The sequence below is a fragment of the Novosphingobium sp. genome (assembly GCF_036820275.1).
GTDB lineage: Bacteria > Pseudomonadota > Alphaproteobacteria > Sphingomonadales > Sphingomonadaceae > Novosphingobium.
The window spans coordinates 1-26,430 of sequence record NZ_DAISLT010000001.1 but is presented as its reverse complement, the minus strand read 5'-3'; the positions used below and the strand labels follow the sequence as shown (position 1 = coordinate 26,430).

Annotated in this window: 19 protein-coding genes and 1 riboswitch; of the genes, 10 read left to right on the top strand and 9 right to left on the bottom strand. The window is 66.0% G+C overall.

Annotation, left to right across the window (positions count from 1 at the left end; all coding sequences use genetic code 11):
- Position 1: 1 nt before the first annotated feature.
- On the bottom strand, positions 2–2,131 hold the full coding sequence (locus V7066_RS00095; RefSeq protein WP_334181213.1) for a transglycosylase domain-containing protein: 2,130 nt from the start codon (positions 2,129–2,131) through the stop codon (positions 2–4).
- A 347-nt stretch (positions 2,132–2,478) separates the two neighbouring features.
- Between V7066_RS00095 and V7066_RS00090 the strand changes: the two genes are divergently transcribed.
- The 6 genes from V7066_RS00090 to V7066_RS00065 are packed head-to-tail and all read left to right on the top strand — an operon-like array spanning position 2,479 to position 9,126.
- Positions 2,479–3,951, top strand: coding sequence for an aspartate aminotransferase family protein (locus tag V7066_RS00090; protein WP_334181212.1), 1,473 nt, complete (start codon positions 2,479–2,481; stop codon positions 3,949–3,951).
- A gap of 4 nt (positions 3,952–3,955) precedes the next feature.
- The gene (locus tag V7066_RS00085; protein ID WP_334181211.1) at positions 3,956–5,536 is read left to right on the top strand and encodes a glycosyltransferase family 39 protein; all 1,581 of its coding nucleotides are present in this window, start codon (positions 3,956–3,958) and stop codon (positions 5,534–5,536) included.
- Between the two features lie 58 nt (positions 5,537–5,594).
- A complete protein-coding gene (locus V7066_RS00080; protein ID WP_334181210.1) occupies positions 5,595–6,614 on the top strand; it encodes a UbiA family prenyltransferase in 1,020 nt (339 codons plus the stop codon).
- A 13-nt stretch (positions 6,615–6,627) separates the two neighbouring features.
- Positions 6,628–7,323: an HAD family hydrolase gene (locus tag V7066_RS00075; RefSeq protein WP_334181209.1), complete on the top strand. Its 696-nt coding sequence runs from the start codon at positions 6,628–6,630 to the stop codon at positions 7,321–7,323.
- The gene (locus V7066_RS00070; protein WP_334181208.1) at positions 7,316–7,687 is read left to right on the top strand and encodes a hypothetical protein; all 372 of its coding nucleotides are present in this window, start codon (positions 7,316–7,318) and stop codon (positions 7,685–7,687) included. The genes V7066_RS00075 and V7066_RS00070 overlap by 8 nt, the downstream gene beginning before the upstream one ends.
- Entirely contained in the window at positions 7,684–9,126 is a 1,443-nt protein-coding gene (locus tag V7066_RS00065) for a GMC family oxidoreductase (protein WP_334181207.1), read from the top strand. Before V7066_RS00070 ends, V7066_RS00065 begins: the two co-directional genes overlap by 4 nt.
- 19 nt (positions 9,127–9,145) lie before the next feature.
- Here V7066_RS00065 and V7066_RS00060 read toward each other — a convergent pair whose 3' ends face one another.
- The 4 genes from V7066_RS00060 to V7066_RS00045 all read right to left on the bottom strand — a co-directional run bounded on the left by V7066_RS00060 (position 9,146) and on the right by V7066_RS00045 (position 13,110).
- Positions 9,146–9,649: a hypothetical protein gene (locus tag V7066_RS00060; RefSeq protein ID WP_334181206.1), complete on the bottom strand. Its 504-nt coding sequence runs from the start codon at positions 9,647–9,649 to the stop codon at positions 9,146–9,148.
- 140 nt (positions 9,650–9,789) lie between these two features.
- A complete protein-coding gene (locus V7066_RS00055) occupies positions 9,790–10,794 on the bottom strand; it encodes a lysylphosphatidylglycerol synthase transmembrane domain-containing protein (RefSeq protein ID WP_334181205.1) in 1,005 nt (334 codons plus the stop codon).
- Position 10,795: 1 nt separating this feature from the next.
- Positions 10,796–11,458: a response regulator transcription factor gene (locus tag V7066_RS00050; protein ID WP_334181204.1), complete on the bottom strand. Its 663-nt coding sequence runs from the start codon at positions 11,456–11,458 to the stop codon at positions 10,796–10,798.
- Positions 11,455–13,110: a sensor histidine kinase gene (locus V7066_RS00045; protein ID WP_334181203.1), complete on the bottom strand. Its 1,656-nt coding sequence runs from the start codon at positions 13,108–13,110 to the stop codon at positions 11,455–11,457. The genes V7066_RS00050 and V7066_RS00045 overlap by 4 nt, the downstream gene beginning before the upstream one ends.
- Before the next feature lie 165 nt (positions 13,111–13,275).
- Positions 13,276–13,386: riboswitch (SAM-I-IV-variant riboswitch) on the top strand.
- Between the two features lie 55 nt (positions 13,387–13,441).
- Between V7066_RS00045 and V7066_RS00040 the strand changes: the two genes are divergently transcribed.
- The 4 genes from V7066_RS00040 (at position 13,442) to V7066_RS00025 (ending at position 19,937) form a co-directional block, all read left to right on the top strand.
- On the top strand, positions 13,442–14,509 hold the full coding sequence (locus V7066_RS00040) for a threonine aldolase family protein (protein ID WP_334181202.1): 1,068 nt from the start codon (positions 13,442–13,444) through the stop codon (positions 14,507–14,509).
- A gap of 218 nt (positions 14,510–14,727) precedes the next feature.
- On the top strand, positions 14,728–17,262 hold the full coding sequence (locus V7066_RS00035; protein ID WP_334181201.1) for a sulfite reductase flavoprotein subunit alpha: 2,535 nt from the start codon (positions 14,728–14,730) through the stop codon (positions 17,260–17,262).
- A 261-nt stretch (positions 17,263–17,523) separates the two neighbouring features.
- Positions 17,524–19,194, top strand: coding sequence for a YbaL family putative K(+) efflux transporter (gene ybaL / locus V7066_RS00030; protein WP_334181200.1), 1,671 nt, complete (start codon positions 17,524–17,526; stop codon positions 19,192–19,194).
- 230 nt (positions 19,195–19,424) lie between these two features.
- Positions 19,425–19,937, top strand: a complete 513-nt coding sequence (locus V7066_RS00025) for a hypothetical protein (protein WP_334181199.1) — start codon at positions 19,425–19,427, stop codon at positions 19,935–19,937.
- 4 nt (positions 19,938–19,941) lie between these two features.
- On the opposite strand, the gene V7066_RS00020 is transcribed toward V7066_RS00025, so the two are convergent.
- From V7066_RS00020 to V7066_RS00005, 4 genes are all read right to left on the bottom strand, one after another.
- Positions 19,942–21,159, bottom strand: coding sequence for an HlyD family type I secretion periplasmic adaptor subunit (locus V7066_RS00020; RefSeq protein ID WP_334181198.1), 1,218 nt, complete (start codon positions 21,157–21,159; stop codon positions 19,942–19,944).
- Entirely contained in the window at positions 21,156–23,300 is a 2,145-nt protein-coding gene (locus V7066_RS00015) for a type I secretion system permease/ATPase (protein ID WP_334181197.1), read from the bottom strand. The genes V7066_RS00020 and V7066_RS00015 overlap by 4 nt, the downstream gene beginning before the upstream one ends.
- On the bottom strand, positions 23,293–24,597 hold the full coding sequence (locus V7066_RS00010; protein ID WP_334181196.1) for a TolC family protein: 1,305 nt from the start codon (positions 24,595–24,597) through the stop codon (positions 23,293–23,295). Before V7066_RS00010 ends, V7066_RS00015 begins: the two co-directional genes overlap by 8 nt.
- 217 nt (positions 24,598–24,814) lie before the next feature.
- Positions 24,815–26,430 (bottom strand): Ig-like domain-containing protein (locus V7066_RS00005; protein ID WP_334181195.1); only part of this gene is annotated, 1,616 nt, incomplete at its 5' end.

Here is a 26,430-nt window from a genome sequence, read left to right as displayed (position 1 = left end):
TTTACGGCTGCTGTGGCGGGGTCTCGGCTGGGCGGGCCGGGGGTTGCGGCTTCGGCTGTACGAGCTGCTCGATCACCTTGCGCCCGTCGATCTGGAAACCGTTCTGGTCCAGCTTCACGTCGACCGGAGCACCGTTGATCTGGGTCGAGAGCACCGCCTTGCCCTGCTCCACGCGCAGATTGGCATCGCCCAAGGGAATATCACGTGGAATATCGCCGATGTCGGGCACGTCGAGCGGCTGGACCGGGCCTTCCGGATCGGGACTTTCGGTCGCGTGCGGACGCGGCGCCGCGCGCTCGCCAAGTGCCTGCTGCATGAAGTCGCGCCAGATGCGCGCCGGGATGGTGCCGCCCGAGACGCCCTTGAGCGGCGTGTTGTCGTCGTTGCCGACCCAGACGCCGACCACGAGGTCCTTGGCATAGCCGACGAAGAGGGCGTCGCGGTTTTCCTGGCTCGTGCCGGTCTTGCCGTAATTGGCGGCCTGGAGCCGCGCGCCGCGGCCGGTGCCGCGATTGACGGCGCCGCGCAGCAGGGTCTCCATGTTCTCGTGCACGCCATCCGAAAGACTGCTGCGACCGCTGATCAGGCCGTCGAACCAGCCTTCTTCCTTGGCCTTGAAAGCGCTGGGCACAACCGGGAAGCGGTTGCCCGCGATGCCCGCATAGGCTGCGGTCAGTTGCATCAGCGTCATGCTCGACGTGCCGAGCGCCAGGCTGGGATCGCCTTGCGGCAGCGGCGCGGTGACGCCAAGCTTGCGCGCCATGTCGATCACCGCCTTGTCACCCACTTTCTGGAACAGGCGCACGGCGGCGACATTGCTGGAATGGGCGAAGGCGTCGGCCAGCGTGATCGTCTGCGAATAGGAACCGCCCGCGTTCTGAGGACGGTAGTAGCCGATTTCGAACGGCGTGTTCTCGATGGTGTCGGTCGGCTTCCAGCCGTCGTTGAGCGCCGCCAGATAGACGAAGAGCTTGAAGGTCGAGCCGGGCTGGCGCTGGGCCTGGGTCACGCGGTTGAACGGCGACTTGGCATAGTCTCGTCCGCCGACCATCGCCACGACTTCGCCGTTGGGCCGCATCGCCACCAGCGCGACTTGCGCCTTGCCGAGCGGTGCCGCCTCGATCGCGCGGCGCGCAGCGGCCTGGAGGCGGGAATCGAGCGTGGTCTTGTAGGTCTGCGCAGCGTAGCTGGCCTCATCCAGCCCGCGCGCCTGCGGCAAGGCCCAGTCGGCGAAGTAAGTGCCGGTCGGCAGGTCGTTCTGCGAGCGCACGTCGAGGCGCGGCGCGCGGGTAGCGCGGGCCTGCTCCGGGGTCATGTAGCCCGCCTCGACCATGGCCTGGAGCACAAGCTTCATGCGCTTCTCGGCGAGGTCGTAATTGTTGGTCGGCGCCAGCCGCGAGGGCGCCTTCATCAGTCCGGCCAGCATGGCCGACTGCGCGGGCGAGAGGTTCTCCGGCCTGCGGTGGAAATAGTGCATCGAGGCGGCGCGCAACCCGTAGGTATTGTCGCCGAAGTAGGCGTTCGAGAGGTAGCGTTCGAGGATCTCGTCCTTGCTCAGCCAGGCCTCCAGCCAGAAGGCGATGAGGACTTCGCGCGCCTTGCGGGTCAGGCTGCGCTCGGAAGTGAGGAACGTGAACTTGGCGAGCTGCTGGGTGATCGTGCTGCCGCCCTGGGTGCTGCCGCCGCTGACATTGCTCCAGAGCGCGCGGGCGATGCCGCGCGGGTCGATGCCCCAATGGTCGTAGAAACGGCGATCCTCGATCGCGATGAAGGCCTGGCCGACGTGGATCGGCAGCTTCTTCACTTCGACCGGGGCATCGACGATGGCGCCGTTGCGGGCGATCGGCGTACCGTCCGCCGCCAGCAGGGTGATCTGCGGCGGCGAGATCGGTTGCAGCGACTTCGACAGCGGCGCCGTGACGACCAGCCAGCCGATCGTCAGGAAGAACAGCATGAGCAGGCCCGCCAGCCCGCGCGAGAACCACCACCAGCGCGAACGCCCTTTGCGCGGCGTGCCCTTGCCGGACAGGCCGTCAGAGGGAGGAAGCGGGTTCGGGGACTGAGGGGAAAGGTCGCCCTGACCCGGCCCGCCTTCCGGCAGACTGTTCAGGTTATCCAACGTCAAGGCCATGTCTTCGGCTTCGCCTGCAATTCCCGTCGATCGAGCCCATGTCGGGCCGGATTTCGCCAATACGGGGTTCCGTCGCAGCTTGCGAGGCAAAACTTGTCGCAAAATCGACAAACCGATGAGGTCCCCCGACTACCGACTTCAGGATTTTCGCGGCTGTTTGGGATGCCGCCAACCTCCTTCGCGCCGATGCAGGTCATCCGGTCTACCCAGCAGGGATAGGGCGGCGCTCCCCTCGGGCTAGGCCGCGCCGGGCCTTCGGGCATTCGGTAGTATATGGTCCTGTAGATACTCTCAGCCGCCGCTCGCCGGTACTTTTCCTCAATTCCGCTTGAAGGGAGGGAACGAGCGTGACGGCACTTGCGAAGATCGAAGCTCCGAGCCGCGAAGATCGGCAGAACCATGGACTGCTGACGCTGGAACAGAGCCTCGCGCTCGACGGCGAAACCGCGATGGGGCTCTATGCCGCACACCTCAACAAGTACATGCTCCAGGTCTTCGACATCCTCGGCCTTGCGCACATGGATATCGAGAGCGCGCAGGGCGTGGAAATCACCCTGCGGGACGGCCGCACGATCCTCGATTATTCCGGCGGCTTCGGGGTGCTCGGCCTTGGCCACAACCATCCGCGCATCATCGCCGCCGAGCGGCTCTGCCATGACCGCAAGGTGCTGGACTGCATCAAGATCGCCCCGCACAAGCTGCAGGGCGCACTGGCCTACAACATCTCGCGCTTCCTGCCCGAGCCGCTGAACGTCTCGTTCCTGGCGGTTTCCGGCACCGAGGCCAACGAAGCGGCGATGAAGATCTGCGAGCGGGTCCAGACCCCCAAGGGCAAGACCAAGTTCCTCTGCTTCAAGGGCGCCTTCCACGGCAAGACCCACGGCCCACTCTCCCTCACCACCGCCACCGACGTGCAGAGCGGCTTCATCATGGGCGTGCCCAAGGAGAACGTGGTCTTCGCGACTTACGGCGACATCGCCTCGGTGCGCGAAGTCATCGAGCGCGAGCGCTTCGAAAAGGGCAACCGCATCATCGCCGGCATCGTCGAAACGATCCGCGGCACGTCCTGCCACGTCCCCGACCCGGGCTTCCTCACCGAATTCGCGAAGCTCTGCCGCGAGCACGACATCCTGACGATCTTCGACGAAGTGAAGGTCGGCATGGGCCGCACCGGCAAGTTCTGCGCCTTCATGCACGAGGACGTGGTCCCCGACGTCGTCACCCTTGCCAAGACCCTGGGCGGCGGCAAGCGCGAGCTGGGCGCGATGGTCACCTCGCAGGCCCTTTTCGACAAGGCCTATGGCAACAAGAACGACTGCAACCTCCACAGTTCCAGCTTCAGCGGCATGGGCGAGAGCTGCGCCGTCGGCATCGAGACGCTCAACGTGCTGGAAGACGACCAGTTGATCCAGCGCGCAGGCCTGATCGGCAATTACTTGAAGAGCAGACTTGAGAAACTGCGTGAGAAATATCCACGCAAGATCGTCTCGCTGCGCGGCAAGGGCTGCTTCCAGGCAATAGAACTTAACTTCGGCCAGCAATTAGCTGAAAAAGCTATTGATATCCGCACGAACTCGCTCTTCGTCACATACGAAACGGTGCTGATCGGGGCGATGGCCCGCGAGCTTTACGAGCGCCACGGCATTCTCGTGCATTTCCAGCCCGGCGCGCGGGACCTGCTGCACCTGATGCCGCCCTACATCGTTTCGGAGGCACAGATCGACAAGCTGATCGAGGCACTCGACGATGTGCTGGGACGGGGCGTGGCCGACGCGACGGTGCGCTTCGTGATCAAGAACATCAAGCGCGTGCTGGGCTGACGTCATGGCCACTCCCGCCGAGAGGCTCACCCCCGCCGCCCGCCCGCCCTTCACCGACCGGCACGCCGCGCGCTCCGCCTCCAGTGGATGGATTGCCTGCGCCGCCCTGCTGGTGCTGTCGCTGGTGCTGTTCCGCCTGAACATCCATCAGGGCATGACCGTCTCCCCGGACAGCACCCGCTACATGGGGATCAGCCCGATCCCCTACGATGCGCCGGTCTATCACTGGATGCTGGTGCTGCCCCATGCCCTGGGTGTGCCGCTGCTGGCCGCGGCAGTGGCTTGGGGCATCGTCACCCTCACCGCTAATGTCCTGCTGATCTTCGCGCTGGTCCGGCGCATCACGGGCGACTGGCGCTATGCCGCCCTCGCCACCGCCCTGATCGCATTGGCGCCGCAGTTCGTCTCGCTTCACGCCGCCGTGATCTCGGAACCGCCGTTCATCACCTTCGTGCTGCTGACCTTGTGGTTCGTGCTCGACTACTTCGAACGCGGCACCCGGCGCGACCTTGTCATAGCCTCGCTGATGCTGGGCATGGCCACGCTCACCCGCTTCACCGCCCCGCCGCTCGGCGCGGCCATCGTGCTGGTGATCCTGACGGACCCACGCCTGCCCGTATCCCGCCGCCTGACCGACAGCGCGCTGATGGCGATCCCCGGCGGCGCGCTGTTCTTCGGTTGGGTCGTGGCCAGCACCCTGACGGTCGGCCATTCGATCGGGCGTGAGCTGAAGTTCTACGGCAACATGGGGCCGGCGCAGTGGTGGGCGAACCTCGAAACGACCGCCGCCTGGCTTCTGCCCGATGCCGTTCCTCTCGCCCTTCGCGTACTGCTGCTCGCAGCCGTGCTCGGCTTCGCGGGCTGGCAGTTCACCCGCCAGTTCGCTGCATGGCGCCGGTCGCGGCTCGACATCTCCTGCGAACTGCGGATCGCCTTCTCGCTCACGCTGGGCCTGTTCTTCATCGGCTATCTCGCCTTCGTCTGGCTCTCGACCGCACTCGAAGCGAACCTTCAGTTCGTCGGTCGCTATGGCTTCCCGGCTTATGTCATGCTGGTCATGATGGTGACGACCCAGGCGAGCGGGCTCGACCGGCGCCTCGGAGGGCTTCGCAACGTCTGGATCGCGCTGGCCGGTCTCTCCGCGCTGGTGCTGGTTGGACATAGCGTGCGCACCTCGGCCCGGACCCATACGTTCTATCGCGAGGGCAACGGCTTCCTCAGCCTCGACTGGCGCGCTTCGCCGACGATGGCCGCCGTGAAAGAGCTGCCGGGCAACGCCGTACTCTACTCGAACGGAGCCGATGTCGTCGCCCTGCTCGCGGATCGCCCGGCTCAGATCGTGCCGCAGGAACGGCTGCTGCGGACCAACCGCCCCGATCCGGCGAACCCGCCCGAGGCCCAGATCGCGCTTATGCGAACCCAGGCGAATGCAGGCCTTCCGGTCTACGTGATCTGCCTCGATCGCATCGACTGGCGCTTCTACCTGGCCAGCGAAGCGCGGCTGAAGGGCGACCTCGCGCTCGAACCCGTCGGCCAGTTCGCCGACGGCCGCATCTACCGCGTCGCCGCCACGACGCAGCCATGAGCGTCCATCCGTGAACGCTCCTCATCCATCACCCCCTCCGCGCCAGGAGAAGCCGGAAATGACAACGCAAACGACGGGACCGAAGATCAAGACCGCCACGCTCGACCGGAAAACCGCGCGCCTGCGCGACTACCTGAGCCTTGCCCGGTTCGATCATGCGACCAAGCACGTCTTCGTGATCCCCGGCCTGATCCTGGCCTATGCCCTGCGCGAACCCTCGCTGCTGGACGCACCGGCGCGGATCGTCATCGGCTTCGTGGTGGCGATCGCCATCGCCTCGGCCAACTATATCATCAACGAGTGGCTCGACCGCGAGTTCGACGCCCACCATCCCAGCAAGCACCACCGCACGGCGGTCTCGCTGGATCTCTCCCCGGCGCTGGTCTACCTGCAATATGCGATCTTCGCGGCGTTCGGACTGGGGCTCGCCGCGACGCTGGGCAGCGCATTCTTCACCGTCTCGGTCGTGTTCCTCGCCTCCGGCCTGCTCTACAACGTGCGCCCCCTGCGCTCGAAGGACCGGCCGTTCCTGGACGTGATCTCGGAATCGGTGAACAATCCGATCCGCCTGACGCTGGGCTGGCTGATGATGGACCCGGCCAGCATGCCGCCCGCCAGCCTCCTGCTGGCCTACTGGGCCGGCGGCGCCTTCCTGATGGGCTCCAAGCGGCTCTCCGAATACCGCGACATCACCGCGCTGGTCGGGCTGGACACGCTGACCCGCTATCGCAAGTCCTTTGCCGGCTACACGGCGGAAAGCCTGGTGGTGAGCTGCCTGGTCTATGCCATGCTCTCATCCTTCTTCCTCGGCGTGTTCCTCATCAAGTACCGCGTCGAGTACATCCTGGCCTTCCCGTTCATCGCCGGACTGTTCGGCTGCTATCTCTGGCTTTCCATGCTGCGCGACTCCATCGCCCAGCGGCCGGAGCGCATGTTCCGCTCGCGCCGCCTGATGACCACGCTGGCGATCACCGTGGGCGTTCTGCTGGCGCTCTCCTTCGTCGACGTGCCCAGCCTCACCAGCCTCACCAACCGCAGCTTCACCCCGGTGGACATGCTGCCCGGCCACGGCAAGTAAGGGAGTGGAAATCGTGACCGAGGTGGCTTGGAGCAAGGTGCGGCTCGTGGTCTTTGACCTCGACGGCACGCTCTACGATCAGCCCCCGCTCCGCCGCGCGATGGCGCTGGAACTGGTCAAGCACAGCCTGCTTCGCTGCAGCCTGCGCACCGTCGAGACGCTGCGCGCCTATCGCCAGATCCGCGAGCTGCTGGGCCAGGTCCAGGGCGACGATTTCACCAACGAGCAGTTCCGCCTCACCGCCCGGCGTTGCGGCTGCTCGGAAGGCGAAGTGCGCGCGCTGGTGGAGGAATGGATCGAGCGCCGCCCGCTTGCGCATCTCCCCCGTTACAAGGCGCGCGGGATCGACAGCCTGTTTTCGGCGCTGCGGGCGACGGGACGGCGGATCGCGGTCTGGTCGGACTATCCGGTGAACGCCAAGCTCGCCGCGCTCGGCCTGAAGGCGGATTACGTCATCTGGTCCGGCGACCACGGCGTCGGCCGCCTCAAGCCCGATCCCACCGGGTTGCTGGCCCTGCTGGAGGAAGCAGGCGTGACGGCCGAGGAAACCCTGGTGATCGGCGACCGGGCCGACCGCGACGCCGCAGGAGCCGCCGCCATCGGCGTGCCCGCGCTGATCCGCAGCAGCCACTCCAGCGGCGACACGATGTTCCGGCGTTTCGACGACCCCCCGTTCGCCCCCATTCTCGCGGAGGCCCGCCATGTCTAAGCCCGATACCGTCGCCGCGCTGGTGGACGTGCTGGTCGACGAAGCCCGCCCCGGCCTCACCGCCTCGGAGCGCAGCGTCGTGGCGGACTATGTCCGCTCCACTCTGGCGGGAATGCCCGACTACTTCCGCATGGGTTTCCGCATGCTGGCGATGATGTTCGAGATGGCGGCGCTGCCGGTCCACGGCCACCGCTTCTCCCGCCTCGCCCCCGCCGAACGGCAGGCCCATGTCGCCGCCTGGCGCCGGTCCCGCATCGGTTTCCGCCGCTCGATGATCGCGTTCTACACCACGTTCGCCTGCTATGGCCTCTATTCGCTGCCGCGCGCACAGGATCGCGCCCCGGCCGCCAGGATCGCCGCATGAACGACCGGAGCGAAATCGAGACCGAAATCCTGGTGATCGGCTCCGGCCCCGGTGGTGCCGTCAGCGGGACCCTGTTCGCCGAAGCCGGACGGCATGTCGTCATGGTCGAGGAAGGGGACCACCTTGCCCTCGAAGCCGCGCCGCATTTCTCGCGCGAGGAGATGCTGCTCAAGTATCGCAATGCCGGGGTCGGCGTCGCGCTGGGGCGGCACAAGCTGGCCTGGGTGGAGGGGCGCTGCGTCGGCGGCGGCAGCGAGGTCAATCGCGGTCTTTACCACCGCACGCCGGGCTATGTCTTCGACGACTGGCGCCGCCGCTTCGCCGTTCACGACCTCGACCTTGCCGGAATGACTCCGCATTTCGAGGCCTGCGAGGCGGTTGCCCGGGTGGAATATGCCGGCACTGCCGCCTCCGACATGTCGCGCAGGCTTCAGCAGGGCGCGCAGGCACAGGGCTGGCTGGCGATCGAGGCTCCGCGCCTCTACCGCTACGACCACGACCACCGCAGCGGCGTGAAGCAATCGATGTCAGCGACTTTCGTGCGGCGTTTCGTCGCGGCGGGCGGTGCGCTCCTTCCCCGGACGCGCATCGCCCGCTTGCGCCGCATGAACGGCCACTGGATCGCCCAGGGCAGCCGACGCGGCGAGGACGGGAAACAGCGCCCGGTCACGTTCCGCGCCCGGACAGTGTTCATCGCCTGCGGCGCCGTCCAGACCCCGGCCCTGCTGCGCCGCTCGGGCATTTCGCACAATGTCGGCGACAGCCTGCGCTTCCATCCGATGGTCAAGGTCGTCGCCGAGTTCGACCGCGACGTGAACCGTCCGGACGACTTTGATCCCGTGCACCAGGTCAAGGAATTCGAGCCGCGCTTCGGCATGGGCTGCTCGATCAGCACCCCGGCGATGCTCGGCGTGGCCCTGTCCGGACGCCCCGATCACTGGCAGCTTGTCGCGGAGCGCTGGCGCCGCATGGGCATCTATTACGTCCAGTCCGGCGGCGGCGAGGCCAGCGTGCGCAACTTGCCCGGCTTCGAGGACCCCATCGTGCGCGTGCGGTTCTCGCAAGGCGACCTTTCAGTGCTGGGGGAAGGCCTGCGGCGACTCTGCGAGGCACTGTTCGCCGCCGGAGCGCAGCGGATCTATCCCTGCCTTGCAGGCTATCCGGACCTGCACTCGCCGGGCGACCTCGCCAACCTGCCGGACCTGCTAAAGGCGAGCGACGGCAACATGACCTCGGTCCATGTCTTCTCGTCCTGTCCCATGGGCGAGGACAACCGCCGCACCGCAGCCAATTCCTTCGGCAAAGTCCACGGCACCGACGGTCTCTACATCAACGACGCGTCCCTGCTTTGCGGACCGACCTCGGTCAATCCGCAAGGCACGGTCATGGCCGTCGCCCACCGCAATGCGACCGAGGCCCTGACCCGGCAGTTCCACTGAGGCTCCGGCAGAACAAGCGTCAGGCAATCAGCCAGGTGCCGTCCGGCTCCTTGTGGACCACGGTGTTCCAGAGGTAGCTCTCGCCGCTGTCTTCGGCGGTGAACAGGATATCGAACTTGAACTCGTTCGCCGCGACGCGCTTCCAGTTCTGGATGCGGGTGACGGACAGGCAGCCGACCATGTCGTGGCTGCGGATACGCTTGCCCGGGGAATTGGCACCGGCCCAGCCGTTGAACATGGCCGTGCCGCGCGATCCGACGAACCTGGCGACGAGACCTTGCGTGGCCCGGTCGTCCTGCACGCACATGAGCGTGACGGCGAAAGGCCGCAGCGTCGGCATGGCCGCCGCCACGTCGGCCTTCAAGGCCGCCGGCGCCGATGCCAGTGCCCTTTCCAGTCCCTGTACCTGCGTCGGATCGGGCCGCGCCAGCGACGAGGACGCCGCATCCGCCTGCACCGACAGACCGGCCAGAACGGCAGCTCCTGCCAAGGCAGGAAGCACGAAGGAGCGGGGCATTGGCATCTTGAAAACCTCATCATGGCGCGGCTCCGGCATCGCGAGAGGGGCGACGATGGAGCGGGGCGGCGCCCTTGCCTCGACGGGCCGCCCGAAACAAGCGGCAGACGGTTTTCGAACGACGATGCGTTTGTGGAATCAGATGGTTAGCGTGTCTTCAGCACCATGAGCGGCGATCTCCGCCGCATCGAAACCAGCCAACCCAGCGCGAACAGCGCCGTCGGCAGCCAGAGCAGCAGGTGCGCCAGCAGGATCGTCGCCGCCGCCTGTTCGGCCTCGACCCCGACCGCACGGTAGGACAGCATGCCGAAGAATTCATACGATCCGAAATGCCCCGGCAGCGCTGGAACCAGCGTCCCCAGGGTCGAGAAGGCGAAAGCGACCAGCGGCCTGAGCCATTGCGGCAACTCGCCGCCCAGGCTCACCCAGGCCCCGAGCATGACCAGGCTCTCCAGCAACCAGAGCGCGAAGGACAGCACGACCATGCCGAGAATCCGGCGCGGATTGCCGGTGCCGCGCACGGCCTGCGCCACCGACCGCGTGGTTCCGGTCAGTTTGCTCATTGCGGAGTGCCGGAACCGGCGCTCCCCCCAGCCCGCCACCGCCTCGATCGCACCGGGCGAGAGCAGGACGACAAGGCTCGCCGCCACCGCGACGGCCAGCACGAGCCGGAACTGCGTCACGATCTCGGCGGGAAGCGCGGTATCGACGAGCAGGAGCGCCAACCCCGCCACCATCAGGATCGAGACGAGATCGAGCACCCGCTCCACCACCATGGCACCCAGCACATGCCCCACCGGCAATGAGAAACTGCGATGGAACCAGTAGACCCGAAACACGTCGCCGAGCCGGAACGGCAGGATATCGCTGATCCCGAAGCTGGCGACGAAAGGCGCGACGCTCGGCCCGAACGGCACCTTGCGGCCATCGGGATCCAGCAGCAGACGAAAGCGCCAGGCCCGCAGCAGGAAGTCCAGCGCATAAGCCGCCAGAGCGAGGGCCAACGGCGGCCAGCTTGCCCGCATCAGCAGGGCCCCCACGGCGGCCCTGTCCACCGAAGTCCAGAGCAGCACGAGAAACACCGTCCCCACCGCCACCCCCAGCCAGAAACGCCAGCGCGCGCCGTTCGTGTTGACCGGTTCGGCGGCCATCTCAGTCGTTTTCGCTGATCTGGGACTGGTACTTCACGAAGAGCGTCGCCAAGGTGGTGCGGCTCGAAATGTCGAGCTTGCGGTAGATGTTGTGAAGGTGGATGCTCACCGTTCCCTCGGTCGATCCCACCATTCCGGCAATGGCCTTGTTGGAGAAGCCCCGACAGACCAGCGCGCTGATCTCCTTCTCACGCGGGGTAAGGCCGGCGATCTCGCCGCCTATATCGACGCCACCGCCACGCCGGGCTTTCGCCACGAGGTCTTCCGGCAGCCACTTGCGACCGGCCACGACCTGCCGCAGGCAATCGAGCAGCGAATCCGCCGCATAGTCCTTGAGCAGCAGGCCCCAGACCCCCAACCCGATAGCCTCGGCGATCTGCCGCCCCGTCATCGTCGCGGAAAGGAAGATCACGCGCACCGGCCAGCCGCCTTCGCGGATCGCCCGCAGGATCGCCAGCCCGCCGACATCCGGCATCGACACATCGAGAACGGCAACGTCGGGCCGCCTCTCACGGATAACCGCGAGCGCGCGGGTGCCGCTGCCGGTGGCTTCGACGAGGTCGATCTCGCCCGTCGCCTGGAGCAGGTCGGCCAAGCCGCGCAGCAGCAGCGGATGATCGTCGGCGACGAGAACGCGGCAAGTCTGAAGTTCGGTGAGGCTCATGCCGCAACCTCCAGCGGGATGACCATGGTGACGCGCAGGCCGTCCGCGCTGTCATCAACGGCGATCGAACCGCCGAGTTGCATGGCCCGGCTGCGCAGGGATACCGACCCCCTGCCGTTCGCCGCCGCGCCGAGGCCGCGCCCGTTGTCCGCCACGCCGAGTTCAAGCGCGCTGCCGACCCGGCGAGCCTCCAGCGCCACACGGGTGGCAGCGCCGTGGCGTACCGCATTGGCGGTCGCCTCGGAGAACAGCGCGATCACTTCCTGCACGAGATTGCGCGGCAATTGCGTCGAGCGGCCATGCCAGTCGAAAGCGACGGTGACGCCCCAGGTCTTCTGGAGCAGGTCGGCCTGCCGCCGCAAGTCCGCCACCATGTCGGTCGGCTGGTCGGCATCGACATCGCGCTGCTTCTCGACGAAGCGGCGGATGCGGCGCTGCTGCTCGGTGACGAGTTCCTCGATGGCCCTGAGGTCCTGCGCCATTTCCGGCTCACGCGCGGCCAGGGTCCGCAGCTTCAGGCTCGTCGCGGTCAGGTCCTGGAGGACGCTGTCGTGAAGATCCTGCCCCAGACGGGTACGTTCCTCCGCCCGCGCGCTGTCTGCCCGCCGCGCGACGAGTTCGACATGTTCCAGTTCGGACCCCGTGCGGGCGGCGATGATTTCGGTAAGCGCCAGCGCATCCTCGGGCCGCCCGTCCGGGTCGACCACGATCATCGCACCGCGAAAGCGCAGTCCGGAAAAGCCCGAGCGCACGGCATAGTCGTGCGAGCGGGGACGGGGCAAATCCAGCGCATCAAGCACATGGTTCAGCCCCGCCATCTCCTCGGAATCGAGAAGGCTGGCACGGGTGCGGTCCATGAAATCGAGCCGCGCTTCGGCGAAGACACTGCGATAGGTCGCAGGGTCGAGCGGCAGGAGCCGCAGCCCTTCGCGGCGCCAATAGGCGATGAACCCGGTCGGTTCGTCCTGCTCGCGCCAGATCAGGATCAGACTGTCGCAACCGGTCACCGCTCCGGAATGACCGCAAAGCTCGGCCAGCCAGCCGCGCCGGTCGCCGACCCCGGCATCCATCGGCCAGCTCGCCAGCCGCGTCAGCCGCTCGCGGCTGCTCTCGCGATAGGCGCCGAAGTAGCCGAGCATGACCGCGCAGACGATGAAGTAGACGGTGCGGATGATGAGGACGTTCAGTTCGGACTCGCCGTCGAGAATGTCGGGAATGCCGATCGTGAACAGCACCACTTCCAGCATGACCGCCCCGACCATGGCGCCCGTGAAGCCCCAGCGCACCGTCATCGCCAGCAGGGTGAACGGCAGGAACGAGAAGAACGGGCTGGTGAGTTCGTTGGTCAGGAAGGCCAGCCAGCCGAGGATCGCGGTGTCGAGCGCATGGACGGCGAAATGGACGAGACTGTCCACCGGTCGCCGGATCGGCAGCGCCACCAGCAGGATCGCCAGGACGAGGTAGACCGCCAGCACGTCGTGCGCTTCGGTCCGATAGCGAACGGGCTGGGTGGGATCCAGGTAGATGGCGATGACCGCGAAGACCGCCGTGACCAGTCGGCCATAGCTGATCAGCCGATTGGGATCGGTAATCAGCAGTACGTTCCGTGCCCGGCTCAGGCCGGATGCCGTCGCATCGAAAGTCCGCCCCATGTGTTCTTCGTGTCCTCGCGCCCTCCGGCAATGACGACCGGAAGCGTCGGAAAAATCTACGAAGCTGCTGCAATTCCGTCGAGTCAGCCTTCCTGCTATCGCGCGGGGCAAAAGGATATGCGTCTGCCCCCGATTGACGAATTCGGGGGGAAGGCCTAGAGACCGGCCCAGCATCAAGAGTCGGGATCGCGCCCGGCACCAACCTGCTCCCGAGCAAGGTGGTACCTTCGCAGACATGCGAAGGGATGTGGCCGGACCGGCAACAATCGGGTCTTCCAGTTGCATCGCCGTCGTTCGCTTCCGGCTCGTTCGAGCCTTGAAGGAATACCGCATGCCCGATCTCCAGCCGACCCAACAATTCGCCAGCGACAACTATGCCGGGATCTGCCCCGAAGCCTGGTCGGCGATGGAACTTGCCAACCAGGGTTCGGCCACCGCCTATGGCGAGGACGAATGGACCCTGCGCGCCGCCGATGCCTTCCGCACGCTGTTCGCCACCGATTGCGACGTCTACTTCGCCTTCAACGGCACCGCCGCCAACTCGCTGGCACTGGCAGCACTTTGCCAATCTTATCATTCTGTTATCTGCTCATCCTCAGCCCATGTCGAGACCGACGAATGCGGCGCCCCGGAGTTCTTCTCGAACGGCTCCAAGCTCCTCGTCTCCCAGAGCCCGGACGGCAAGCTCACGCCCGAGGCCATCCGCACGCTGGCGGTCGGCCGTTCGGACATCCACTTCCCCAAGCCCCGCGTGGTCACGATCACCCAGCCGACCGAGACCGGCCAAGTCTACAGCGTGGCCGAGATCGAGGCGATTTCGGCGACCTGTCGCGAACTGGGCCTGAAGCTGCATATGGACGGCGCCCGCTTCGCCCATGCCTGCGCCGCACTCGATTGCACCCCGGCGGAGATCACCTGGCAGGCGGGAGTGGACGTGCTCTGCTTCGGCGGCACCAAAAACGGCATGGCCGTGGGCGAGGCGGTGATCTTCTTCGACCGCGCTCTTTCCGAGGACTTCTCCTATCGCTGTAAGCAAGCGGGCCAGCTCGCGTCGAAGATGCGCTTCCTCTCCGCGCCGTGGATCGGCGTGCTGGAGAGCGGCGCCTGGCTGAACAACGCCCGCCACGCCAATCGCTGCGCCCGGCGCCTTGCCGATGCCGTATCCAGCGTCGAAGGGCTGGAACTGATTTTCCCGGTAGAGGCCAACGCGGTGTTTCTCGCTACGCCCGAGCAGGTACTGGACGGACTGCGAACCCGCGGCTGGCGGTTCTACACGTTCATCGGCGGCGGCGCACGCTTCATGTTCGCCTGGGATGCCGATCCTGACCAGGTTGACCGGCTTGCCACCGATGTCGTCGAACTCGCGAAGGAGCGCGAGTCTAACCTCATTTCAGCCTGAGGATATTTCTACAAGTCTCTAATTTTAGTACATTGATTGCCCCGCATATAAGGCGGGGCATTTCATTCAAGATCACCCGAAAAAGCAAATCCGCCTGCCCCTGGCTCGGCAAACGAGCGAATTGCCCATTGCTATTGCAACTTGATCTCATTAGCCGAACCATTCTTTAGGGCGCGCAAGCAGCATCGGTCGCGCCATCGGAATTCGGGAAGCGACACGTGACGCGGCAAGTCCTATTTCAGATCCACTGGTTCCTGGGCATCACGGCGGGCTTCGTGCTCGCCCTGATGGGCTTCACCGGCGCGACGATGAGCTTCGAGAACGAGATCATGCGCGCCATCAGCCCGGGCGTAGTCACGCTTGCACCGGGAACCGGCGCCCCGCTCTCGCCCGATGAAGTGATCGCCCGCGCTTCGGCCCAGCGTCCCGGCCTTGCGGTCGAGGGCCTGACCGTCGACAGCGATCCCCGGGCCGCCTGGACCGTGCAGTTCGCAGCGAAGGAAGGAGAGCGGCGCGGGGAGCGCAGCTATGTCGATCCCCGCAGCGGCATGCTTCTTGGACAGCCCACCGGCGCAGGCTTTTTCCAGACGATCCGCGAACTGCACCGCTGGCTCGCCCTTCCGGGTGGTCCGAACGGCCTGGGCCGCCAGATCACCGGATTTTCCGCGATCGCCCTGGTGTTCTTCGCCATCTCGGGTCTCTACTTGCGCTGGCCGCGCCGCACGTTCGACTGGCGCTCGTGGCTCGTGCTCGACTTGCGGAAAAGCGGACGAAATCTCTATCGCGCGCTCCATGTGGTGATCGGCGGCTGGGTTGCCCTCGTCTACCTGCTCAGCGCGCTGACCGGCCTCTGGTGGTCCTACGACTGGTATCGGCAAGGCGTGCTCTACACGCTCACCGGCACGACCAGTCGCGAAGAAGGCGGGCATGGCGGAGGAAAGCACGGCGAAAAGCCCGCCGAAACGGAGACCGCTAAAAGCCCGGGCCTTGCGCGTGCCTGGCCGACCGTCCTGACCGCGATGGACGGCAGCTACAAGTCGATTTCCGTCACCCTGCCCGAGGGCCACGAACCTGCGAGCTTCCGTGTCCTGCTGGCCGGCGCCCGCCACGACCGCATGACCGACAACCTCAAGGTGGACCTCGCCAGCGGCAAGCTGCTCAAGGCCGACCGCTATGCCGACCGCAAGATCGGCAAGGTCATCACCACCAGCATGTATGAAATACATCGCGGCGCCTTCTTCGGCATCGGCGGACGCATCCTGCTGCTGCTCACCAGCCTGGCGATGCCTCTCTTCACCGTCACCGGCCTGCTGCTCTATCTGGCCCGCCGCAAGCGCAAGCGCGCGCTCGCCGCCGTCGCAGCGCAGGAGCCGGCAGATACGGCCATGGACACCACCGGCGACTTGCTCGTGGCCTTCGCCAGCCAGACCGGCGGTGCCGAACGCCTCGCCCGCCAGACTGCCGCAGCGCTTGGCGGCGCCCGGGTGATGCCGCTCTCCGCCGTGGATGACGGCGTGCTGTCCGAAGTCGATCGCGCGCTCTTCGTGGTCAGCACGTATGGCGAGGGCGAGCCGCCGGACCCCGCCCGCCGTTTCGCGCGGCAGGTCATGGCGACGCCGCCGGGCGCGGATCACCTCGAATATGCCGTTCTGGCACTCGGCGACCGCGAATACCCCGAATTCTGCGCATTCGGCCATTCGGTGGATCACTGGCTCCATGCCGGTGGCGCCCGCCGCATGTTCGACATGATCGAGGTCGACGGCGACGACGGCGATGCCCAACGCCAGTGGCAGCAGCAGCTTGCCGCACTCGGCGCCGAACCGGATCTGCCGGACTGGGAGCCTGCCGCCTACGAACGCTGGCGCCTTGCCGAACGCCGCCTGCTCAATCCGGGCAGCGCCGGGGGACCGGCCTTCCTGGTCAGTCTGGAACCCTGTGACGGTTCCGCCTGCGACTGGCAGGCCGGTGACATCGCCGAAGTCCTGCCCGGCGCTAACGATCCGGCCCGCGTCGCCGCCTATCTCGCCCACTGCGGGCTGAGTGGTGGTGAAATGATCGAGGGACGGCCGCTTGCCGAACACCTCGCACTGGCACTGATCCCGGACCATCCGGTCGCAAGCGGCGAAGACCTGCTCGCAGCACTGCGTCCGCTGCCGCACCGCGAATATTCCATCGCCTCGATCCCCGACGACGGCCGCCTGGACCTGCTGATCCGGCAGGTCTCGCGGACCGACGGCACCCTGGGCCTCGGCTCGGGCTGGCTGACGGACTTTGCGCCGCTCGGCAGCGAGATCGCACTCCGCCTGCACCCGAACGAGGGCTTCCATGCCCCCGCCGAAGCCGAACGGCTCATCCTGATCGGCAACGGCACCGGCCTCGCGGGCCTGCGCGGCCACTTGCGCGCCGCCGAGAGAGCCGGGCACGGTGGCCACTGGCTGCTGTTCGGCGAGCGCAGTCAAGCCCACGACGCCCTGCTTGCCGAAGAGATCGACGGATGGCTGGCGAGCGGCACCCTCACCCGCCTCGATCGGGCCTGGTCACGCGATGCCGATTGCGGCCGCTACGTCCAGCACCTGCTCGCCGAAGCCGAAGCGGACCTCCGCGACTGGGTCGAGCATGGCGCCGCGATCCTGGTCTGCGGCAGCCTCCAGGGCATGGCCCCGGCCGTCGATGCGGCACTGCGCGCGGCGCTCGGGGACGAGCGGCTGGAGGACATGGCCGAAATGGGTCAGTACCGCCGCGATATCTATTGAACAAACTGGGTATTTGGAAACATACTGAAACACAAGGGTCACGAACGAGAACGCATTCCCGGAGCATGATGGCGCATCGACGCAGGCGGAAAGGAACCGGCAATGGTCCGTAAGCGTAGTATAGCTCCGGGGTGGATGCTGCCGCTGTTGCTGGTCGTATCGATGGCAGCGGCGGGCTTTGCGGTCCTCTTCGTCATCACCCTGGAGTGAACGAACCGTCGGCATTGCTTATGCCGACCAAGTTCCGAACGGGAGTTTCGTTTGCCGCATACCACGCCTCTCGTCGGAACGGTCGTTGCCGGCCTGGTCGTCGCCTTCGTCATGGGCGCCCTCGCCCATCGCCTGAGAATTTCGCCGGTGGCGGGCTATCTTTTCGCGGGCGTTTTGGTCGGTCCCTTCACGCCCGGCATCGTTGCCGACAGCGCCCTTGCCAACGAACTGGCGGAACTGGGCGTGATCCTGTTGATGTTCGGCGTCGGCCTGCATTTTTCGGTCAAGGACCTGCTTTCGGTCAAGAACATCGCCGTACCCGGCGCGGTGCTCCAGATCGCGATCGCCACGGCCATGGGCGCCGGTCTTGCCGCCTGGCTCGGCTGGAGCATGGCGGGGGGCCTGATCTTCGGCCTTGCCCTATCGGTGGCGAGCACGGTGGTGCTGCTGAGAGCGCTTCAGGTCGGCAACCTGATAGATACCGAGCGTGGCCGGATCGCGGTCGGCTGGCTGATCGTCGAGGACCTTGCCATGGTCCTCGTCCTCGTGCTCCTGCCCGCGCTTGCGGGCCTGGCGAACGGACGCGCGCAATCGGGCGTGGAACTGGCCTGGACCATCGGGCTGACGCTGGCCAAAGTCGGCGGCTTCATCGCGCTGATGCTGATCGTCGGCAAGCGCGTGATCCCCGCCGCGCTGCACTGGGCCGCGCATACCGGCTCGCGCGAACTGTTCCGCCTTGCCGTGCTGGCGATAGCCTTGGGCGTGGCTTTCGGCGCGGCCTATGTTTTCGACGTATCCTTTGCGCTCGGCGCCTTCTTCGCGGGCATGGTCATGGGCGAAAAGCAGCTCAGCCGCCGCGCCGCCGAGGAAACCCTGCCGCTTCGAGATGCTTTCGCGGTGCTGTTCTTCGTGTCGGTGGGCATGCTGTTCGATCCCTCGGTCGTGGTCGAAAATGCCGGAGCGGTGCTCGCCACCGTGCTCATCGTGATCGTCGGCAAGTCGCTGGCCGCCGTCGCGATCGTGCGGCTCTTCGGCCATCCGACGCCGACGGCGCTGGCCGTCGCCGCCAGCCTCGCCCAGATCGGCGAGTTCTCGTTCATGCTCGCGGCGCTCGGCGTCCAGCTCAAGGTCCTGCCCGAAGAGGGCCGCGACCTGATCCTGGCAGGCGCGATCTTCTCGATCTTCCTCAACCCGCTCATCTTCCGCTGGCTCGCCGGACGGCACAGCCTTGTCAAATCCGTGGCCGCCGCCGAACGCGAACGCCGCGAGGCTGGGGCGATACCGAAACCCGGCGAGCGGCTCGTCCTGATCGGCTACGGCCGTGTCGGCAGGCTGGTGACCGAGGGCATGACGGGCAATCTCAGCAACCTCGTCGTCGTCGAGGAGCGTCCCGATCTCGTCCAGCGCGCGCGAGAGAAAGGCCATGAGGTGGTTGCCGGCAACGCCTCCAGCGAGGACATTCTCGACGAAGCTGGCGTCAGAGATGCAACCCGGCTGATGATCGCCATTCCCGAAGGCTTCGAAGCGGGCGTGATCGCCCAGCGCGCACGTCAGCTCAATCCCGCCATACAGATCCTGGCCCGTGCGCACTCGGACGAGGAAGTCGATCACCTCACCCGCATCGGCGCCGACCATGTGGTGATGGGTGAGCGCGAGATCGCACGGCGCCTGCTGGAACTGCTCCGTTCGACGAACCTGCGGCCCCAGCCCGAAACCGCCTGACATTCCTACCCATTTGCCTGGAACCACCCGTTAGGCGGGGGAGCGGCGGCGCCAATGGTGAATTTTCCCTAAGCTGCCCGGAAGTCCTTTTGTACAAGCGTATTAGCGATCGGGACCATTCGGCGTAGCTCGCCGAACTTCAGGAGAAGCACGGGCCACTCTCAAGAGCGACTTACCTCTGAACGGCGTTCCTGTACTTTCTAGGCAGGGGCAGGATGCGGAGGCAAGTCATGGAAAAGCCCGAAGTCTTCACCGGATCGCAAGGGGAAAGCGACCGTCGCTCCTTTCTTGCGGCCTGCGGGAAATACTCCCTGCTGGTGCCGCCGACCATGACCATGCTCCTTTCCACTTCACTGGCCTCTCCCGCAATCGCCAAATCCGGCGGTGGCGGCGGCAATGGAGGTGGGAGCAGCGGCGGCGGAAGCGGCGGAGGCGGCGGCGGCGGCGGCGGTGGAGGAGCCGGGGGTGGCGGACGCGGCGGGGGAGGTTCTCCGGGTGGCGGCAGCGCCGTGGCGAGAGCCGACGACATCTGCAACACCGGCGAGGCCTCGATGGAAACCGTGGGCGACCGCAACCGCCTGCTCGCCGGGGAGCCGGCAGACGTCCGCGCCCGGAGCTGGAAGATCACCTGCTGCGACGATCCGGAGCCGAAGGCACGCACCCGCTCCTTCCTGGCCCGCGTCCATGCCAAATTGACCAAGGCCAGCGGGAAGGTCCCGACATCGACCTGCCAGCGCGTCTGAGCCTTTACCGCTCGCGCATGGCCTCCTTGGCCTTGTTGATGGGCTTCATCAGATATTGCAGGATCGTCTTGCGACCGGTCCTGATCTCCACGGTCGAGACCATGCCCGGCATGATCGCATACTCATGCCCGTTCTTCGTCCGCAAAGTCGAGCGCTGGGTCCGTACATAGACGCGGTAATAGACCTGATCGCGATGCACTTCATCCTGCAAGGTGTCGGGCGAGATGCGATCGACGGTCCCGGCGAGCGTCCCGTAGATCGAGGGATCGTAGGCCGTGATCTTCACGGTGGCGGGCTGGCCCGGTCGGATGAAGGCGATGTCGCGGGGCGAGAGCCGCGCCTCGATCAGCAGTTGGTCCTCCAACGGCACGATCTCCATCAGCGAGCCGCCAGGCTGGATCACCCCGCCGATCGTCGTCACTTCCAGATTCTTCACGATCCCGCGAACCGGCGAGTAGAGCACCGTACGGTCGAGCTGGTCGCGGCGGCCGCCGATGACCTGCACGGTCTGGTCCAGTTCGGCCCGCGCCTTGGCATAGTCGGCGCTGGCATCGATCACATACTGGTTGCGCAGGGAATCGAGCTTTGCCTGGATTTCGTTCTCCTGGCGGCGCAGCTGGATGATCTCCACCTGATTGGCCGCGCCCAGCTCGACCAGCGGTTCGGTCATCGCGAGTTGCCGCCGGGTCAGGGCCAGTGATTGGCGCAAGCTGGCCGTGGCGACATCGAGGTTCTGCCTACGCGAGTGCATCAGCTCCATCTCGCGCGCCATCAATCCCGGCGTCTCCCGCACCGCCTGCGGGAAGTTCGGATTGCCGCCGTTGATCTCCGCTTCCAGACGGGCAGCCGTGGCTTCCAAGGCCCGCGCCTTGGCTTCCGCCTCGCCAAGCATCGAACTGAAGCGGGCGCGATCGAGGGACGCCAGCCGCTCGCGCGGTTTGACGATATCGCCCTCGTGCACGAAGATGCCGTTGACGATGCCGCCTTCGAGGCTCTGAATCACTTGCGAACGTGATGGCGGGGTGACTTTGCCGGTACCCACAGCGACTTCGTCCAGCACCCCGAAATAGCTCCAGACCAGAAACGCGAGGATCCCGACCGAGAGGATCGGAATGATCCGCAGCCGCCCGACAGTGCGCAGCCAGCGGCTGTCTTCCTCGCCGCCGATACCTTCCAGCAGACTGCTGCCCGGTGCGACAGCCATCCCTGCACCGCCGCTCATGCCCGCTTCTCCCGGATACCGGCAGGTCCGGCCAGCGCGGCCAGTACCTTGTCCTTCGGCCCATCGAGCGCGATGCGCCCGGAATCGATCACGACCACGCGGTCGACCAGATCCAGCAGCCCCGGCCTGTTGGTCGTGACCACCAGCGTCCGCCCGCGCAGCCATTGCCCGAGGTTGGCGACCAACCCTCGCTCACTGATATCGTCGAGCGGTGCGGACGGTTCGTCGAGCAGGAGGATATTGCTGTTGCGCAGCAGGGCGCGGGTCAGCAGCAGGGTCTGACGCTGACCGCCCGAAAGCCCTACCCCGCCTTCCTGTAACAGGAGGTCGAGACCCTGCGGCTGGTTCTGCACGAGCGGCAGCCCGCCCGTCACCGCCAGGGCGTGGATGATCTGCTCGTCGCTGACGCCGGGAGCGCCGATCATCAGGTTCTCGCGGATGGTGCCCAGGAAGAGCTGCGCCCCCTGCCCCAGATAGGCGGTGTCGCGGCGCAGATCGACCGGGTTGATCAGCGTCAGGTTGGTCCCGTCCAGCAGCACCTCGCCGGTGGTGGGCCAGGCCAGCCCGGACAGCAATCGCAGCAGCGTGGACTTGCCCGCCCCGATCCGGCCGAGCAGCGCCACCCGCTCTCCCGCATGGATCGACAGGCGATCGACCTTCAGCGCCAGCGGGCCTTCCGGATCGTAGGCATAGGTAAGGTCCTTGATCTCGTAGTAGCCTTTGAGCGCGGCTCGGCGCAACAGTCCCCGCTCGGGATCGTGGTCCACCGGCTTGGCGAACAGGTCCTCTAGCCCGGTCATCGCGACTTTGGCGTTCTGCCAGCGCGTGAATATCTGACCGAACGGCACGAAGAGCACGAGCGCGCGGCTGGTCAGGATCGAACAGGCGATCAGCGCGCCCATCGTCATGTCGCCTTCCATGACCTTGAAGGCGCCCGCCACGACCACCGCCGTATAGGCAAGCTGCTGGAGCGTCTGGGTCCAGTTGACGAACAGGGCCGAGAGGAAGCGCTGCTCGGCGCCGACGCGGGTTCCGGCAAGGGTCAGGCGTTCCCAGAGCGACTGGAAACGCGCCTCGGCCTGGGCCGACTTGATTTCGTCGATGCGCTCGATGGATTCGACTAGGATCGCATTGCGCAAGGCGCCTTCGCGCATCCCCTCGGTCGCCAGGCGGGCGAGCGGACGCTGGAGCAGCAAGCCCGGCAGCACGATCAGGGCCGCAGCAGCGATCAGCACGAAAGTGAGCTGCCCGGCAAGGAACGCGAAAAGCACCAGGAACAGGCCGATGAAAGGCAGGTCGATCAGCGCCGATACCGTCGTGGACGTCAGCATCTCGCGGATCTGCTCCACATCGCGGAGCTGCGCGATCAGCGCGCCGGTCGAACGCGGGCGGGCATCGTTGCGAATATCCAGCGCACGGGCGAAAATACGCGAGGAAATCGCCATGTCCGCCCGCCGACCGATGCGGTCGACGAGTTGCACACGCGCGGTTCGCAGCAGGAGTTCGAGCGTCAGCGCCATTCCGGTTCCGAGCGCCAGAACCCAGAGTGTCGGGATCGACTGCGCGGGGATCACCCGGTCCCAGACCTGCATGGCAAAGAGCGAGGTCGCGAACGTCAGCAGATTGCCGAAGACCGAACCGAGCATCACTTCGCCATAGCCGCGCCGGTCGGCCATGATGATATCCCACAGCCAGGACCGCGACGGCGCCCGCAGGAACTCGTCCAGCCGGGCATCGCGCGAACGCGTGGACAGTGGCTCCACGAAGCCGACCCGGCCCGTGGCCCGCTCCCGGAACACGTCGATCGGAATTTCGACGAGAGCATCCTGTCGCATGCCCGGCATCGACACGCGCACGCTGCGGGCATCGCGGGCGTGGAGGATCGCGGCGCCGTCGTCGTTCAGTTCGACAATGGCCGGCAGCAGGATCTGGGGCACGTCGTCGAGACGCATGGCCACGATCTGGAACTCGAGACCGGACAGCCTTGCCGCGTGGATCAGCGTCTTTTCGGCATCCTGCCCTTCCGACCAGTAGAGCCGGTTCGTCAGTTCCTGTGCGCCCACCGGCACCCCCTTGAGGGTGCCGAGCGCGGCCACCGCTGCCGTCCAGGGGGCATGGAGCGCCTCGCCAATATCAGCCATCGAAGTCTTCCTCCTCACGCAGGCGGGCGGGCAGGCCGAGCGAGGGCCGCAAGGTTCCGCTCACGTTCTCGAAGCGGACGCGCGCTTCCATGATGTCGTACTCCGCGACGATACGGGCGCTCGCCGCGCGGTAGATTTCGAGTTGGGTGTTGAGCAGCTCGGTCAGCGTGCGTTTGCCGAGCTTGTACTCCTCGAAGAATATCCGGCTGGCGGTCACCGCCTGTCGTTCCTGAAGCGTGTAGGCCGAAATCCGCGCGCGTCCGGCACGGATCTCCTGCCGCGCCGTGAGCGCCTTGCCGCGCGCTTCCAATACGGTGCTGTCCTTGACCGCCTCGGCGGCGCGGCGATCTTCCTGGGCAGCCTCGATCACGTAGTGGTCGCTGCGGCGGTAGAGATTGCCGGTCACCGTAACCATACCGGAGAACGAATTGTCGCGCGTGTTGTAGGTATAGTTGTTGCGCGTATAGCCAAGCTGGAGGCCGAGGCGAGGATAGCGCTCCCCCTTGGCCTGGCCGATCTTAGCCGCAGCCGCATGCTCGGCTTCTTCGGAAGCGACGACAGCGGGCAGCTTCTCGTAGTCGGGTTCGTCGTCGCCGGTTTCGAAACGCGATATCTGGGCGCCGGGATCGGTGTAGGCCAGCGGCAGGTCGCCGATCAGGTTGAGCAAGGTGGACTGCGCCACCGCCAGCGCGGTTTCCGCCTGGATCGCCTCGCCCCTTGCGCTTTCCACGCGGACATCGGCGAGCATGAGATCGGACTTGTCGGAAACCCCGGCATTGACGCGGAGGCCGATCAGGTGACGCAGGCGCTCCAGTTCCTCGACCTGCTTCTTCGCCTCGACCGACAGCAGTTCGTAGCGCTTGACCTGGAGGAAAGCGACGGCGCCCTGCTCGGCCAGTTGATCGGCCACGGATTCCAGTTCGTAGCGCCGCTGGCGCATGGTCGAGCGAGCCGCGCCGATCTCTCCCTTCGAGCGGCCGAAGTCCCAGACCTGCTGCTGGAGATAGATGCTGGGACCGGCCATGTTCTCGTTGAGGCCGGAGGTGTTGCGCCCGGACAGCATGTTCGGCCCGATATTGGCCTGATAGCCCACCTGCGGCGTCCAGACCGATTTGGCGGCCCCCAGATCGGCCCGGCCCCGCGCCAGAGCGGCATTGGCCCGCGCGACTTCCGGGTGGCGCATCAGCGTGAGCACGACAGCATCGGAAAGATCGAGTTGCGCCGGAACCTGCAGCTCATCCGCCTGCTGCGCGTCGCTCCGTCCCCCCGCCTGCCCGGTCATGTCTGGCGGCGGCATTGCCGCCCCCGACGAAGCAGGTAATGGTTCCGTCAATTGCCGCCGGATCGGAGGTAATTCCCCGGTAGCGGTTATTGCTTGCCTCTCATTCCGATCCTCTGCGTGACCTCGGCTTCCCATTATACCCAGGGCGGCAATACCCACCGCCCCGGCGAACCTCCACTCCGCAAACGCCATGCAACCCCTTTTATGATAGTATCATTCAAAGGAGTTAGCCTTATACAACCACCATAACCGGATGGTCTACATATATATCTGTAGAACCTAACGAATAATGGTTATACGCCTCCCCATTTATGAGCGACTGCCCCTGAAATACCGCACCCACCATATTCACGGTATCTTTTGCATCACCATTTATCGTCAGTTGATGGGCACTTTCCGTCGCACGGATAACACCTGCCTCCGTGAGATTTATCTGCCGACCACTATCCCCCATGCCGAGATCGATAATCTCGATATTGCGAATGTTGGTGGCTGTGCCCAAGTCCAGCACCAGGCCAGTGCCGCTGTCGATCAGAAGTGTATCCGTTCCGGTTCCTCCATCGATCAGGATATCGGCGGAATCGTAGACCAGCGTGTCGTTTCCGGCCCCGCCGTTGAGGGTATCGGCTCCAGCGCCGCCGCGCAGGAAATCATTGCCGTCGCCACCGTTCAGCGTGTCATTTCCGGCGTGGCCATAGAGGCGGTCATTCCCGGCAGTCCCGTTGAGAACATTGGCGAGACCGTCCCCTTCGATCACGTTCGGCGACCCACTCGCGTTCAGCAAGCTGAGATCGAGCAGGGTTCCCGTCGACGCCGTGGACGAAAGGTTGGTGCTGTCCGTGGCGGTGATCGATACCGAGTTCAGCAGATCCACGCCCAGCAGCGAGACGTTCTGCTGGAAATGGACCGTGTTGAGCAGTTCGTTGATCGCCAGGTTGTCGATCGTACCGCCGCCGATCGCGGTGATCGTCAACGTCGATGTCGGCGCGATGATACCGAGCAGGCCCGCCGTGTTGCTGATGCTGATCTGGAGCCCCAGTTCGGCAGCCAGCGCGGAGGATGCGGTCAGGGTGTAGGCGCCGAGGCTGAGGGCCAGCAGCGGCGCATAGCGCACCTGCACGCTTCTGAGATTGTTGTTCGGATCGTAGGCGGTCAGCGACTGCGTTCTGAGATCGATGAGGCCCAGCGCCTCGACCCCCACCAGACCCAGAAGCGACGTGCCCGAGGACTGCACCACGGGCGCCTGCTGTGGAATCGCGGTAATGGCCACGGCCTGCGAGGTACTGGGACCGATATTGCCCGCCGCATCGATCACGCGGGCGAGCACGGTGTGCGATCCGACGGTCAGCGTCCCCGCACCGTAGAACCATGTCGTGCCCGAGGCGGTAACGTTGACCCAGTTCCCGCCGTCGACCTGGACTTGCACCCGCTCACCCACGCCGAGCGTCGCGCTGAGCGTGCCACCGATCGTCGGCGAAGTGTCCTGCGTGCTCCAGTCACCCTGAGTGCCGGTATCCGTGGTCAGCGAAGTGAAAGCGACGGTCTGGGTCGGCGCCACGGTGTCCACCGTCATGCCGTAGCTGTTGGACGCCGCGCTGACATTGCCTGCCGTATCGGTCGTGACCGCCGTGAAGCTGTGCGCGCCGTTGGCGATGGCGTTCGTGGGCGTGAAGGTCCAGAGACCCGACGCATTCGAGGTGGTGCTGCCCAGCAGCAGCGAACCGTCGAAGACCAGGACCACCGTATTGGCCGCAGCCGTACCGGAGAGCGTCGGCGTGGTGTCGTTGGAGCTGCCGCCGTTGGCGACGGCACCCAGGTTCGGCAGGGCATCGTCGGTGGTGCCCGTGA